Annotated in this window: 12 protein-coding genes and 1 pseudogene; 4 read left to right on the top strand and 9 right to left on the bottom strand. The window is 61.4% G+C overall.

The features are described 5' to 3' along the window. Nucleotides 1–262, top strand: a pseudogene (locus ERD80_RS22405) (hypothetical protein); the annotation flags it as partial. Nucleotides 263–287: 25 nt separating this feature from the next. Here the strand turns inward: ERD80_RS22405 and ERD80_RS04260 are convergent. Next, entirely contained in the window at nt 288–998 is a 711-nt protein-coding gene (locus ERD80_RS04260; protein ID WP_136545870.1) for a GNAT family protein, read from the bottom strand. A gap of 105 nt (nt 999–1,103) precedes the next feature. Here ERD80_RS04260 and ERD80_RS04255 point away from each other — a divergent pair, with 105 nt between their 5' ends. After that, complete coding sequence (locus tag ERD80_RS04255) at nt 1,104–2,555, top strand: PLP-dependent aminotransferase family protein (protein ID WP_059011106.1); 1,452 nt, start codon at nt 1,104–1,106, stop codon at nt 2,553–2,555. On the opposite strand, the gene ERD80_RS04250 is transcribed toward ERD80_RS04255, so the two are convergent. The 4 genes from ERD80_RS04250 to ERD80_RS04235 all read right to left on the bottom strand — a co-directional run bounded on the left by ERD80_RS04250 (nt 2,545) and on the right by ERD80_RS04235 (nt 6,348). Then, nucleotides 2,545–3,039 (bottom strand): RcnB family protein, encoded by a 495-nt coding sequence (locus ERD80_RS04250; RefSeq protein WP_031279558.1) that lies wholly within the window; start codon nt 3,037–3,039, stop codon nt 2,545–2,547. The two genes, ERD80_RS04255 and ERD80_RS04250, sit on opposite strands and share 11 nt — an antisense overlap. A gap of 39 nt (nt 3,040–3,078) precedes the next feature. Further along, nucleotides 3,079–4,416 (bottom strand): serine hydrolase domain-containing protein, encoded by a 1,338-nt coding sequence (locus tag ERD80_RS04245; protein ID WP_248295822.1) that lies wholly within the window; start codon nt 4,414–4,416, stop codon nt 3,079–3,081. A gap of 111 nt (nt 4,417–4,527) precedes the next feature. Beyond that, nucleotides 4,528–5,310, bottom strand: a complete 783-nt coding sequence (locus ERD80_RS04240) for a MetQ/NlpA family ABC transporter substrate-binding protein (RefSeq protein ID WP_136545868.1) — start codon at nt 5,308–5,310, stop codon at nt 4,528–4,530. A gap of 18 nt (nt 5,311–5,328) precedes the next feature. Next, nucleotides 5,329–6,348 carry an isopenicillin N synthase family oxygenase gene (locus ERD80_RS04235; RefSeq protein WP_059011109.1) on the bottom strand — a complete coding sequence of 340 codons (1,020 nt, stop codon included), beginning with the start codon at nt 6,346–6,348 and terminating at the stop codon, nt 5,329–5,331. A 206-nt stretch (nt 6,349–6,554) separates the two neighbouring features. Between ERD80_RS04235 and ERD80_RS04230 the strand changes: the two genes are divergently transcribed. Further along, nucleotides 6,555–7,238, top strand: a complete 684-nt coding sequence (locus ERD80_RS04230) for a YecA family protein (RefSeq protein ID WP_088516721.1) — start codon at nt 6,555–6,557, stop codon at nt 7,236–7,238. A 49-nt stretch (nt 7,239–7,287) separates the two neighbouring features. Here ERD80_RS04230 and ERD80_RS04225 read toward each other — a convergent pair whose 3' ends face one another. Together ERD80_RS04225 and ERD80_RS04220 are read right to left on the bottom strand one after the other, a co-directional pair. Beyond that, a complete protein-coding gene (locus tag ERD80_RS04225; protein ID WP_136545864.1) occupies nt 7,288–8,241 on the bottom strand; it encodes an alpha/beta hydrolase in 954 nt (317 codons plus the stop codon). Nucleotides 8,242–8,312: 71 nt separating this feature from the next. Next, nucleotides 8,313–9,452, bottom strand: coding sequence for an MFS transporter (locus ERD80_RS04220; protein WP_241798649.1), 1,140 nt, complete (start codon nt 9,450–9,452; stop codon nt 8,313–8,315). Between the two features lie 323 nt (nt 9,453–9,775). On the opposite strand from ERD80_RS04220, the gene ERD80_RS04215 reads away from it, so the two are divergent. Continuing rightward, nucleotides 9,776–10,396: a TetR/AcrR family transcriptional regulator gene (locus ERD80_RS04215; RefSeq protein WP_021506748.1), complete on the top strand. Its 621-nt coding sequence runs from the start codon at nt 9,776–9,778 to the stop codon at nt 10,394–10,396. Between the two features lie 33 nt (nt 10,397–10,429). On the opposite strand, the gene ERD80_RS04210 is transcribed toward ERD80_RS04215, so the two are convergent. Then, a complete protein-coding gene (locus ERD80_RS04210) occupies nt 10,430–11,476 on the bottom strand; it encodes a DUF1176 domain-containing protein (RefSeq protein ID WP_136545860.1) in 1,047 nt (348 codons plus the stop codon). A gap of 79 nt (nt 11,477–11,555) precedes the next feature. Then, on the bottom strand, nt 11,556–12,734 hold the full coding sequence (locus ERD80_RS04205; RefSeq protein ID WP_136545858.1) for an arabinose transporter: 1,179 nt from the start codon (nt 12,732–12,734) through the stop codon (nt 11,556–11,558). Between the last annotated feature and the right edge of the window lie 7 nt (nt 12,735–12,741).

Here is a 12,741-nt window from a genome sequence, read left to right as displayed (position 1 = left end):
ATTCAGGAAAATCGATCAGCGTTTTGAACAAATCGATGAGCGATTCAGGCAAATTGATAAACGCTTTGAAAAGATGGATGAGCAATTCAGGCAAATTGATAAACGCTTTGAAAAAGTGGATGAGCGCCTGCTGGATCTCGACCATCGCATGCAGCTCGGTTTCAATGAGCTCAAACGCGATAATCTCTGGCATCGGCGGCTGATGATGGCCATGGCCAGCGCCTTTGTGTTGTCAGCCGCCAAATATATTTTTGCCGGTTAGCCGGGTAGCCAGCCCGGCGCGCGCGTCAGGCCTGACGTAATGTCTCCAGCCTGGCGCGTTGCTGCCCACGGGCGTCGAAATTGTCTGCCGCCAGCCAGCGCTCAAAGCCCAGCTTCACCTGCGGCCATTCGCTGTCGATGATAGAGAACCAGGCGGTATCCCGGCTGCGATTTTTATACACCACCACCTGACGAAACGTGCCTTCATAACGGAAGCCCAGCCGCAGTGCGGCGTTGTACGACGGCTGGTTACAGCTGTCGCATTTCCACTCGTAGCGACGATAGCCAAGTTGTTCGAAGGCGTAACGCATCAGCAGATAGTGGGCTTCGGTGGCCATGCGGGTTTGCTTCAGCAGCGGAGAGAACACCACAAAGCCGACCTCCATCACGCCGTGCTGCGGTTCAATGCGCATCAGCGCCAGCGAGCCGACCGCCTGCCCACTTTGCCGGTCAATAACCGCGAAGTGCAGGTAATCCGGACTCTGCTGGCACTGCTGCGCAAACGCCAGATAAGACGCTTCATCGTCAAAGCGCCCGACCGGCAGCCAGGTCCAGTCGCGGTCATCTTCCGCCAGCGCATAAGCCGCATACAGCTCGTGACCGTGACGTGCGGCATCCAGCGGCTCCAGCCGGCAATATTGTCCGGTGAAAATCTGCCCCTGCGGCAGCGGGCGCGGCTGCCACGCCTCCAGCGCCGGGCCGATGGGTTGTCCATAACGATTGGTCTGCGATGACATACGGCGATTCCTTCTGTGTGAGAGTGACAGCGTGCAGCGTGCCACTTTGCTGGTTCAGGAAAAAGCGCCACAATGTGACAAATCGATAGATCCACGGAGGCGCCAATGCGCGCATTAAACCGGCATTCGCTGCTGCTGGCACCGTTAGAGGCCGACGGCAGCCTGACGCTGCAACAGCAGCTGTATCAGCGGCTGCGCCAGGCGATACTGAATGGTCAGCTGGCGGCGGGCACGCGCCTGCCGGCGACCCGCCAGCTGGCGGCTGAACTGCAGGTGTCGCGCAATACGGTGATCGCCGTCTGGTCACAGCTGCAGGCGGAAGGATTTATCCTCAGCGACCGCCAGGGAAGCCGCGTCAGCCGACTGGCGCACACGCCGCTGCCAGCGCAGGCGTCCGACGACAGCGCCGACTGGCCGGTTTCCGCGCGCGCTGCCGGGTTGCACTCGCTGCATCGCCTCTCCAGCCAGGAGCTGGCGCTGCGCCCGAGCACGCCGGCGCTGGCGCATTTCCCGCTGGCGCAGTGGCGTCGCGCGCTCAATCAAACCGCGCAGCAGGCACAGCTGCTGGGCTACGGCGATCCGCTGGGTGAGCTGGCGCTGCGTGAGGCGCTGGCGCAGCATCTGGCGCTGGCGCGCGGCGTGCGCTGTGCGCCGCAGCAGATTGTGATTACCGAAGGCGCGCAGCAGGCGCTGACGCTATGCGTCGCGCTGCTCACCAATCGTGGTGACACCGGCTGGGTGGAAGAGCCGGGCTATCGCGGCGCCAAAGCGGCGATGCGCCTCGGCGATCTGCAGATCGAGCCGATTGCGGTGGATGCGCAGGGACTGGCACCGACAGCGCAGGACTGGCAGCAGCGCCCGCCGCGGCTGATTTACACCACGCCGACGCATCAGTATCCCACCGGAGCGATCATGAGCGCCGCGCGCCGGCTGGCGCTGCTGGCGGCGGCACAGCGGCATCAGGCGTGGATTATCGAAGATGATTACGACAGCGATTTTCGCTACAGCGGCGAGCCCATTGCCGCGATGCAGGGCATGGCGCAGCCGACACCGGTGATTTACATCGGCTCCTTCAGCAAGACCCTGTTTCCGGCGCTGCGCATCGGCTACATGGTGCTGCCCGCGCCGCTACTGCCGCGGCTGCGGCCAGCCTTGCATGAGCTGTTACGCGGCGGTAACCGGCCGGAACAGCAGGCGCTGGCGCTGTTTCTACGCAGCGGGGATTTCAATCGCCACCTGAGCAAAATGCGCCGCCTGTATCGTCAGCGGCAGGCCACGCTGCGGGCTGCGCTACAGGAGACATTTGGTGCTCAGGTGCCGCTGCTGGGCGGTGAGTGCGGTATGCATCTGGTGTTGCCGCTGGCGGATACGGTGGATGATGTGGCGCTGACGGCGCAGCTGTTTCGCCATGGCTATGCGCCTGGCGCGCTGTCAGGCTTTTATCTGGGCGGGCAAAAACAGCAGGGACTGGTGCTGGGATACGGTAATACCAGCACCAGTCAGATAATGGCAGGCGTGGCGCAGTTAGCGCGCCTGCTGCCGGGCATTAACCCTTGAAGAAAATGTCGCCGGATTTGCCCATCACGATCTTGCCGCTGTCGTCGGTGATCAGGATGTAGTTAGCGTTGATGTAAGCCCAGTGCGTGCCTTCCTGCGGTGCAGGCAGGTGGCGCGGCTGCCACTCAACGATGGTGTACTGCTTTTTACGGTACTCATCCGGCACGACGTCACCGACTTTATACTCTTTGTAATCGATGATGATGGTGTGCAGATCGTAATTATTGGCGGCGGATGGCGCTTCACCCGGACCGTTTTGTGACGGGCGAATCGGCGCAACATCGCCACTGGATTCTGCCGGTTCACTGCTGGCGGGCGCATCGCTGGTGGCCGCTGGCGCTGAGGCGTCCGGTGCGGTTTGCTGCACCTGCGGCGGCATCGGTACGCTATCGGTTTGCTCACCTTCTGCCAGTGCTGCTGGCGTCAGGCTTAAAGCGCCCAGAAAAATTCCTGCTGAAAGAAGGGTGACGTGTGTCCTGCGCATTGGTGATTTCCACTCTGGTTAATTATTTAACTGTCCCATTTACTGACAAGCGCCACGTGCGGAAGGTTCCCGCGCCGCGCTTAGCGCGTCAAATTTCGCTCCACAGCATACCTCAGGCGGCGCGCTTTGCTGAGCAGCAAAATTGCAAGCAACCGTGTTCATATCCCGGCGATCTTTACGCGCCAAATCACGCAGCAGCGCAATGCCGAGATAGTTGCTCCAGTTGAAGGCATTCTGCAGCACCACGATGGCATTGCCGTGGGCGCGATCGTAGCCGATAAAACTGGCATAACCGCCAATATACCCCACCTGATACGTGATCTGCTGCTGACCATAGGTATCGGTTACCCAGGCGATATTCTGCGCCTGGTTGCCATGCTGCTCATAAGGATGATTAACCTGCGCCAGCGCCTGACCGAGCGCGCCGTGTGCATCGCTGTGCAGATGCGCATCGAGGTAGCGAATCAGATCGCGCGCATTGCTGTACAGGCTGGCGGCCGCCACCATATTGCCGCGAAAGGCCCAGTCCGGCGTCAGCTGACCACGCGCGATCAGTTTCGGCTGATCGCCGGCGTGGCCCAGCGCGCGCCACGGATAGCCGCGCAGGGTTTGCGGATGGAAGCTGCTGCTGGTCATGCCGAGCTGACCAAACAGCTGATGCTGCGCCAGCGTTTCAATGTCCTGATGCAGGCGATGCTGCAGAATATAGCCCAGCAGCGCATAGCCGAGATTGGAGTACTGCGCCGCCGGGTGCGCGGGGGCGCTGAAATCGGCCAGATAACTCAGCACGGCATCGCTATCCAGATTGCCGTAAAAATTTTCGCCGCTGCGCAGGTAAGCCATAAATTTCAGGAACATCGGCAGATCCATATCCTGACGCGGCAGCCCTGAGGTGTGCGTGACCAGCTGCAGCAGCGTGATACGTTTTGCATCCTCACTCAGCGGCACGCCGCGCGGCAGCAGCGTGGCCAGCGTGTCGTTCCAGTGCAGCTCGCCGCGATCCACCAGCCCGATAATGACCTCTGCGGTAACGCCTTTGCTCAGCGAGCCCAGCGCAAACAGCGTATCCGGCGTGATGGGATAACGCTGACGCGCATCGGTGACGCCATAGCTGTAAAACTGCGGCGCGCCGCGCTGGTGAATAATGGCGATGCTGATGCCGGTCACCTGCTTTTGCTGCATGTAGTGGCGCACAATGTCATCGACGTTTTCATGGAAGGAGGCGTGGGAAAGATAGACGCGATCGCCCACCGGCGCGGACGTTTGCGACAGCGTTCCGCAGCCGCTGAGCAGCAGACACAGGGCTGACAGCCGCAGGTGAAACCATGCGCGAGAAAGCGTCAGCCGCTGAAGTCTGACGAAGCGGGAAGTAGCCATCAATTGATAAGTTATTTTTTATGTTATGCAGCAGGTGCCACTGGTGTTGGTGGCGAAATATACCACAGAACAGCGGGTGCGCCACCTGTCAGCCGCTGGTGGCGCCGGGCATTATTGATTAACCGGGATAACCGATCCTTTGTAGTGCTGGTTGATAAATTCAGCAGTTTGTTTTGATTCGAGATCTTTCGCTAACGCGAGAATGCGCGGGTCGCTGGCCAGCTTTGGCGTGGTGACCAGCACGTTGGCATACGGATTATCCTTTGCCTGTTCCAGCGCCAGCGCGTCTTTTGACGGCACCAGCCCGGCCTGCAGGGCATAGTTACCGTTAATAATCGCCAGCTGCGCATCATCCAGCGCGCGCGGCAGCTGCGGCGCTTCAACTTCAATGATCTTCAGATGGTGCGGGTTGTCACTGATATCCGCCGTGGTCGCCAGCGTACTGGCGCTGCGGCTTTTCAGCGTAATCAGGCCGTTGGCCTGCAGCAGATAGAGCGCGCGGCTCAGGTTAGTGACGTTGTTGGGCACCGCCACCTGCGCACCATCCGGCAGATCTTTCAGTGATTTCACTTTGTGCGAGTAAATCCCGAGTGGCTCAATATGCACGGTCGCCACCACGGCAAATTTTTCGCCCAGCGCTTTTTCCTGATCGCGCAGATAAGGCACATGCTGGAAATAGTTGGCATCGACGTCGCCACGCGCCAGCAGCTCGTTGGCGTTTAAATTGCCGTTAAGCTCGATGACCTTCAGATCGAGCTGTTTGTCGGTTTGTTTGATGTAGTTGAGAATCTCACTGTGCGGCACCGGATCGGCGGCCACGCGCAGTGCCGCGGCGGACGCCACGCTGCTGAACAGGGTCATCAGGGCCAGTGACGCTATCATCGTTTTCTGCATGGGCTTTCCTTACGTTTCTTATGATTTCACTGTGCTTAATGCATCAGCGTAATAGCGCTGCGCCACATCGCGATGGGAACGCAGACGCCCTTTGAGGTAGTTCCAGCCCACTTCGCGCAGCAGCGGATTGTCAGGATCGCTGGTCGGGCCGTGGGCTTCTGCCGCCAGCTGCGGCGGCAACTGATACAGCGGTACTTCGGCATCCAGCTGCGCACCGAGGAAAAAAGCGATCGACACGCGTTCACGATTAGCCGGCGGCGACACCACGCGGTGCACGGTGGCGCGCAGATACCCATTGCTGGCAATCTCCAGCAGTTCGCCAATGTTGACCACAAACGCGCCCGGCTTTGGCAGCGCATCCACCCAGTGACCGGGTGACACTTCCACCTGTAAACCGGGCTGATCGTCCTGCAGCAAAAAGGTGAGGAAGCCGGAGTCTTTGTGCGCGCCGACGCCCTGCTGGCTGGCTTCTGCCACCTGACCGGGATAACGAATCAGCTTGATGTGCTCATTGGGCTGGGTGCCATACAGCGCGTCGAACGCATCCGGCGGCAGCGCCAGCGCTTTGGCAAAGGCCCGCAGCAGGCGCAGCGCGATGGCGGTCATCGCCTGCTGCCAGGCGTGCATCACCGGACGCAGCTGCGGTAACGCCTCCGGCCATAAGTTGGGCCCCTGCAGCCGTTTCCACGCCGGATCGCCCGGCTGCAGCGTCAGCGCCGCGCGTTCGGCGCCGATATCAAACTGTTCACGCTGATCGCGCTGGTCGCGGGTGTATTCCACGCCGGCGTGGTTGTAGCCGCGAAAATGCGGCGAGTGGATCATCGCCACGCGCTGCTTCTCCGCCTGCGGCAGGGCAAAAAACGCCCGCGTGATACTCTGCACGTTGTGCAGCAGTTGCGGGTTGATGCCGTGATTAACCAGATAGAAGAAACCGACGTCACGCGCGGTCTCCCGCAGCTGTGCCAGGTAAGCTGCCTGCTCTGCGTCCGGTAGTTCCAGCAGGGCCAGATCCAGTACTGGCAGGGTATCCGCCATGATGTTGTCTCCTCGCTATCGGTAAATCCTGCGTTTACGCTGACATTCGCCGCCGTTTCCCGCCAATACTGTTGCGCGATAAGTTATGGCGATTCCTTTTTAGGCGCACTTCGGCTATCGATATGCAAAAAGCGGTAAATCAGGCGCGCTGCCGCTATAATCGCGCCCAGCAATTTTTGCCCACCAATGCACACCGCAGGAGACGCCGGATGAATCAGGGTCCGTTAACCGAAAAAGAGCTGAACTGGCTTGATGACATGCTGGAAAAATATGGCAACGAACACTCCGTGGTGGACACCGCCGAACTGGACGGCATGCTGACCGCCCTGCTCTCCGGCCCGAACGATATCGAACCGAGCGAATGGCTGGTGGCGATCTGGGGCGGTGAGAAGAAGATTCCTCAGTGGGCGAACGCGCGCGAAATGGACCGCTTCATGGCGCTGACCTTCCAGCACTTTAACGACATCGCCGAGCGGCTGGCGGAGTACCCAGAGCAGTTTGATCCGCTGTTCGGCGAGCAGGAGATGGAAGGCCAGCTGTTTACCGTGGTGGAAGACTGGTGCTACGGCTATATGCGCGGCGTGGCGCTGGATGCAGACTGGTCGCAGCTGCCGGCGGCACAGCAACCGGCGCTGCAGGCGATTGCGCTGCACGGCAGTGAAGAACAGCTGGCACAGCGTGAAGCCTTCACCCCGGACGCGTTTGAGGCCAGCATCGAGGCGATTCGCCCGGCGGCGCTGGAACTGCACGAATACTGGCAGGAACAGCGCATGGCGCAGCCCGATCCGGCCCCGCAGCTGCCGCATTTTGCCGGTGAAAAAACCGGCCGCAACGATCCCTGCCCGTGCGGCAGCGGCAAAAAGTTTAAGCAGTGCTGCCTGAATAAAGCCTGAGGCGCTCACCTCAACGCAGGCCAGCGCTAAAACTGGCCTGCGCACCGCGTTAATCCCCGGACGCGAGAAACTCCATCACCGCCGCATTAAGCGGCGCGGGGCACTCTTCAGGTAACCAGTGACCGCAGCCAGGTAACACTTTGCCGGTGACCTGCGAGGCGTAGCGGCTGACCACCTGCTGCTCATAAGCACCCAGTCCGCCGTGACCGCCACCGCCAATCGCCAGCATCGGCACGGCAATTTTCTCGCGGGAGAGCACTTTATTGTCCGCCACTCCCTGATTCAGCACCCGGTAATATTCAAAGGCGGCATTCAGGCTGTGCGGTTTTGCATAGGATTTGCTGTAAAGATCCAGCAGCGCCGGGGTGAACACCGCTTTGTTGGCGGCATGTTCTTTGATGAAATGCTCGAAGAACAGGCGCTCTTTACCGGCGATCAGCTGTTCAGCGAGCTGTCCCTGCGCCGCAAAGAAGCTGAAGTGCCACACCAGGGATTCGCCTTCAGGCGTAAAGGCCGGGAACTGATAGATGCTTTCATCCGGGATCGGCGCTTCCATAAAGATGGCGCGGCGGATGCTGTCCTGATGTTTCACCAGCAGCGGATAGGTATTCCAGATGCCAATGTCGTGCGCCACCAGGTCGAATTTTTTGCCGCCGGCGAACTGTTGTGCCAGCTGATAAAGCAGCGGCGCGACATCGGTGGCGCGATACGAATGCGGCACGTCAGACTGCCCCAGCCCCGGCAGATCCACCGCCACGACGGTGTGGTTTTTTGCCAGTTCCGGCATCAGCTGGTGCCACTCGTACCACGTCTGTCCGAAACCGTGTACCAGATACACCAGCGGTCCGCTGCCGCCCTTCACATAATGCAGGCGCACGCCATCCACAGTTTGATAGCTGCTGGTAAAACCGGCGGGCAGCGGGAATTCATCCGCGGCAGTGCTGGCGGCGGAAAACAGCGCGGCCGAGGCAAGCAGCAGGGTTAACAGTAATTTTTTGAACACGTGATTGATCTCCATTTTGTCATAATGCCATTTAAAACAGTGGGTTAAATTTTTTAAGTCAGCCCGGCAGGTCAGTGACCTTGTACGCGCTGGTGCCGCGCCCCGGCCTGGAAACCGTGCTGACGCGCCTGCAGTGCGATGAGGAAGCCAACCGCCAGCAGCAACAGCAGCGCCAGCGGGAAAGACGCCACGCCCCAATGGGTAAGCAACACGCCACCGGCCAGACCGCCGCCGGCAATCGCGCTGTTCCACACCACCACATTCATCGACAGCGCCACATCCGCGCCCTCGCCCGCCGCATCCGCCAGCGCCGTTTGCAGCAGCGTGGCCGCCCCGCCAAACGTCAGCCCCCACAGCGCCACGCCGACATAAACCAGCAGCGGCAAGCGCGCCAGCCAGATGAACAGCAGCGAGACCAGCGCAAACAGCGCCAGACTGCCGAGCACGGCGACGCGCAGGTGGTGATCGACGAGGCGACCGGCCAGGCCGATAGCCGCCAGCGCCGCGATGCCAAACACCAGCAGCACACTGTCCACCTGTCCGGCGAGGCCCGCCTGGCTAACGAACGGCGCAATGTAGGTGTAGAGAATGTTGTGCGCCGTCATCCACGCCAGCACCACGCCCAGCACCGGGCGCACGCCTGGCGTCATGAACACCGTGCGCAGCGGCAGACGCTGATCGCTGCTTTGTCCCGGATAGTCAGGCACCCGCAGCAGCACCCAGCCGATCAGCAGGAGCGTCAGCGCTGACATGATGCCGAACGCCGTGCGCCAGCCCACCGCCGTGCCCAGCCAGGTGCCGACGGGAACACCCAGCGCCAGCGCAATCGGTGTGCCGACCATCGCTACGGCGAGCGCTTTGCCCTGCTGATGGACCGGCACCATGCGCCGCGCATAGCCGGCCAGCAGACTCCAGGCGAGTCCCGCCGCTGCGCCGGCGAAAAAGCGCGCCACCAGCGTCAATGCGAAGTGGGTCGAGAACGTGGTGATGGAGTTGAAAATCAGGAAACCGACGATAGCCAGCAACAGCACGTTACGGCGGCGCCAGCCCTGGGTGGCGATGGTCAGCGGAATCGCCGCCAGCAGCGAGCCAAGCGCATAAACGGTTACGGTCTGCCCGGCCAGCGCGGTGGAAACGCCGAGGCCCGCCGCCATCTGCGGCAGCAGTCCGGCCGGTAAGGTTTCGGTGATAATGCAGATAAAACCGGTCATGGCCAGCGCCAGCAGCGCGCCCAGCGGTAGCGGCCGGGTTTTATCCGCGGCGGTATTCAAAGTCGTCACAATCAGCGTTCCCGATGTCATCAGCGTGCAGGTGAGGCGCGCGCCTGGCGTTAAAATTATATGTACCGATCAGTATATAAATTGGCGAAGTGCGATAACCAGTTACGGCTTAAGAACACACTACCGCGGATGCGCTATCAGTCACCCGCCAGCACAAATATATACTGATCGATACATTAGTTGACGTGCGAGACTGTTGTCAACGACTTATGTATCGATTAGTATTTAACCATTGAGCTTAACGGAGCATTGAGATGGCCACTATGGGACGGCCGCGTACGTTCGATCGTGATGCGGCCATTGAACAGGCGATGAAGATTTTCTGGCAGCACGGCTATGAGTCGACATCGTTAACGCAGCTGAAGGCGGGAATTGCCGGCGGTATTTCTGCACCGAGCTTTTACGCGGCTTTTGGCTCGAAGCAGGCGCTGTTTCAGGAGTGTGTGCAGCGTTATCTGTCGACTTACGCGCAGGTGGTGGAGCCGCTGTGGGATAACAGCCTGCCGCCCCGCACCGCAATGGAGACCGCGCTGCGGCGCTCGGCCAGCATGCAGTGTGAATCCGGCCATCCGCTGGGATGTATGGTCGGCCTGGGCGTGATGAGTGCCCCTTCCGCCGAACACGCGGATGTCACCCAGCCGCTGGCGCGCTCACGCGCCCGCACACTGGCAGGCATGACGGCCTGCGTGCAGCGCGGCATCGACAGCGGCGAACTGCGCGCCGACACCGATGCCGCCGCCCTCGCCATCGCCCTCGACGCTTTTCTGCTGGGCGTGTCGGTGCTGGTGCGCGACGGCGTCAACGGTGCGCAGATCGATACCGCCATCGCCCACGTCATGGCCGTGTGGGACGCGGCAAAATCCGTGACGGATTAAGTGCCCCAGCCGCCTGGCGACGCACGCTGAACATTACCCCGCCGGTTTAACTTCGGTGACCAGCGTTGGCAACTGCCATGCGCCGCCGGCGCGGATGGCACGACACATGCCGGTGGTGGCCTCGCTGCTCTGGACAAACTGGCGGCCATCCCACACCCATGCAGCGGTGCTCCAGCAGTCACCAATACCGCGCCCTTTCTGCGCTTCGCTGATCACGCCGTCGTGATAATCAGATCCGGAATCGGTGATCAGCTGCGGCGTGCCCTGCAGCGCGTTATCCAGCAGCCAGAAACCATAGCCTTCGTTGTAAGCCCCGCGCCAGCACAGCGCGGCAATCAGCACGTGCTGCGTATCTACCGGCGTCAGCGTAGGCGGTTCTGCGCCCTCTTCTGGCTGATCGTCGGACGGCGCGAGATTGTCACAGCTGTCGTCGTCAGTCAGCGAGGCAATCAGCTTTGGCTTGACCTGTGCCAGTTCATCTGGCGTCAGCGGGCGCGGCGCGGCTTTCAGCACATGGACCTGCTGAATCACCGGCATCGCCATTGCCGCCGGTACGCTGGCTTCCGGCTGGTTGCCTTTACGCACCAGCGCGCCCGGCGTGTTCAGTCGTCCCTGCGCCTCATCCATTTTCAACAGCGTGGCAAAGGCCCCGTTGCCGGAGAGCTCAAACGGCTCGGCCGCACCGCGAAACTCCACTCTGGCGCTGCCTTTGATGGCGGCGATCAGCGCCTGGGTCTGCGCGTCGCTTAGCGTCCACTCATCGTTCTCCGCTTTACTGACCTCGCCCAGCGCGCGATCGTCAATCCACAGCGCCAGCGCATTCACCTGCTGCGCATCATCGTCGCCGGTATCGGCCAGCACCACGCGCCCGTGCGTCAGGCTGTCTGGCCCGCCGGCGCGCGTCAGCAGAACCGATCCGCCCGCGCCCTCTTCGGCGCTGTAGCCGGCGGCGCGGCAGGTCAGCGTATTATCACAAGCCAGCTCCCAGTCTTTATGGCTAAACGAGACGCCTTCGTCGGCCCACAACGGCGTGCTCAGGCTGGCGAACAGCGTCAGCGCCAGCAGCAATCGGCTTTTCATGCCATCTCTCCCTAATGGTAAAGGTGGCTAGTGTGATGATTTTTGCGGCGCGGGAGAAGTGAATTTTTTGCGGCGGGTCTTATTCCATCGCTGCCTGTGGTTGTGGCTGACTCGCCATCAGGCTCAGCGCCACCAGCATCGCCAGCGCCACGGCAATCGCGCCAGCGAGATACACCGAAGCCACGCCGCGGTGGGCGGCCAGCGCGCCCGCCAGCGGACTGGTGACTGCCAGCGCGATATCAAGAAACGCCACGTAAGCCCCCATCGCCAGGCTGCGGGTGTGCGGCGGCGCACGGCGTACCGCTTCCACGCCGAACGCCGGAAAGGCCAGCGAATAGCCAAAACCGGTCAGCGCCGCGCCGAGATAAACCAGCGTCGCGTCATCAGCGCGCCAAATCAGCAGCTGACCGCAGGCTTCAATCAGCACGCATACCAGCGCGACGCGCGCGCCGCCCAGCTTATCCGGCAGATGGGCAAAGAACAGGCGCGCCGCGATAAACGCCACGCCAAACGCGGTGAACGCCAGCGACGCGTTGCCCCAGGCCCTGGCCGCAAACAGCAGCGCGATAAACGCGGTGATCATGCCAAAGCCGACGCTGGCGAGCGCCAGACCCAGTCCCGGCCGCCACACCGCGCCCATGACTTTGTAGAACGGCGTGCGTTTGGTCGAGGTCGGCGCGACGGCGCGCACCTGGGTGATAAACATCAGCGGCAGCAGCGGTACCAAGATGATCGCCATGGCGATGCCGGTGAAGTGCCAGCCGTGATAAATCGCCACGCCCAGCGGCGCACCCAGCGCCCAGGCGCCGTAAATCGCGATACCGATCCACGCCATCACTTTACCGGCATTGGCCGGCCCCACCAGCCCGAGTCCCCAGCCGAGCGCGCCAGTGGCCAGCAGGCTCTCGCCCAGCGCCAGCACCACACGCCCCAGCAGCAGAATGGCCACCGAGCTGGCAGGCCGATCAATGAACAGCAGCGAAATCAGATAGATCACGCCGGAACTCGCCACCACTAACAGCCCGGTCAGCACCGCGCGTTTCGCGCCGCGCATATCGGCGAAGTTGCCCGCCCACGAACGCGTCAGCAGCGATGCGATAAACTGCGCGCCGATGACCGTGCCGATCGCCAGCGTATCCATGCCGAGGTTCTGCTGCAGATGCAGCGGCAGCACCGGCAGCTGCATCCCCATGGTGAGAAAAGCGATAAACACCGCCAGCGTCACCGGCAGCAAGGTGATAAATACATTATTTTTCATCGATATA

Source organism: Pantoea sp. R102, assembly GCF_004916815.1.
GTDB classification, from domain to species: Bacteria; Pseudomonadota; Gammaproteobacteria; order Enterobacterales; family Enterobacteriaceae; genus Pantoea; species Pantoea dispersa.
The sequence above is the reverse complement of the archived record's forward strand: the minus strand, read 5'-3'. Positions and strand labels throughout refer to the sequence as shown.

What these genes read in the sequence shown, in the direction of transcription:
- ERD80_RS04260 (WP_136545870.1), bottom strand. Translation starts at nt 998, where the DNA reads ATGTCATCGCAGACCAATCGTTATGGACAACCCATCGGCCCGGCGCTG.
- ERD80_RS04255 (WP_059011106.1), top strand. Translation starts at nt 1,104, where the DNA reads ATGCGCGCATTAAACCGGCATTCGCTGCTGCTGGCACCGTTAGAGGCC.
- ERD80_RS04250 (WP_031279558.1), bottom strand. Translation starts at nt 3,039, where the DNA reads ATGCGCAGGACACACGTCACCCTTCTTTCAGCAGGAATTTTTCTGGGC.
- ERD80_RS04245 (WP_248295822.1), bottom strand. Translation starts at nt 4,416, where the DNA reads ATGGCTACTTCCCGCTTCGTCAGACTTCAGCGGCTGACGCTTTCTCGC.
- ERD80_RS04240 (WP_136545868.1), bottom strand. Translation starts at nt 5,310, where the DNA reads ATGCAGAAAACGATGATAGCGTCACTGGCCCTGATGACCCTGTTCAGC.
- ERD80_RS04230 (WP_088516721.1), top strand. Translation starts at nt 6,555, where the DNA reads ATGAATCAGGGTCCGTTAACCGAAAAAGAGCTGAACTGGCTTGATGAC.
- ERD80_RS04220 (WP_241798649.1), bottom strand. Translation starts at nt 9,452, where the DNA reads ATGACCGGTTTTATCTGCATTATCACCGAAACCTTACCGGCCGGACTG.
- ERD80_RS04215 (WP_021506748.1), top strand. Translation starts at nt 9,776, where the DNA reads ATGGCCACTATGGGACGGCCGCGTACGTTCGATCGTGATGCGGCCATT.
- ERD80_RS04210 (WP_136545860.1), bottom strand. Translation starts at nt 11,476, where the DNA reads ATGAAAAGCCGATTGCTGCTGGCGCTGACGCTGTTCGCCAGCCTGAGC.
- ERD80_RS04205 (WP_136545858.1), bottom strand. Translation starts at nt 12,734, where the DNA reads ATGAAAAATAATGTATTTATCACCTTGCTGCCGGTGACGCTGGCGGTG.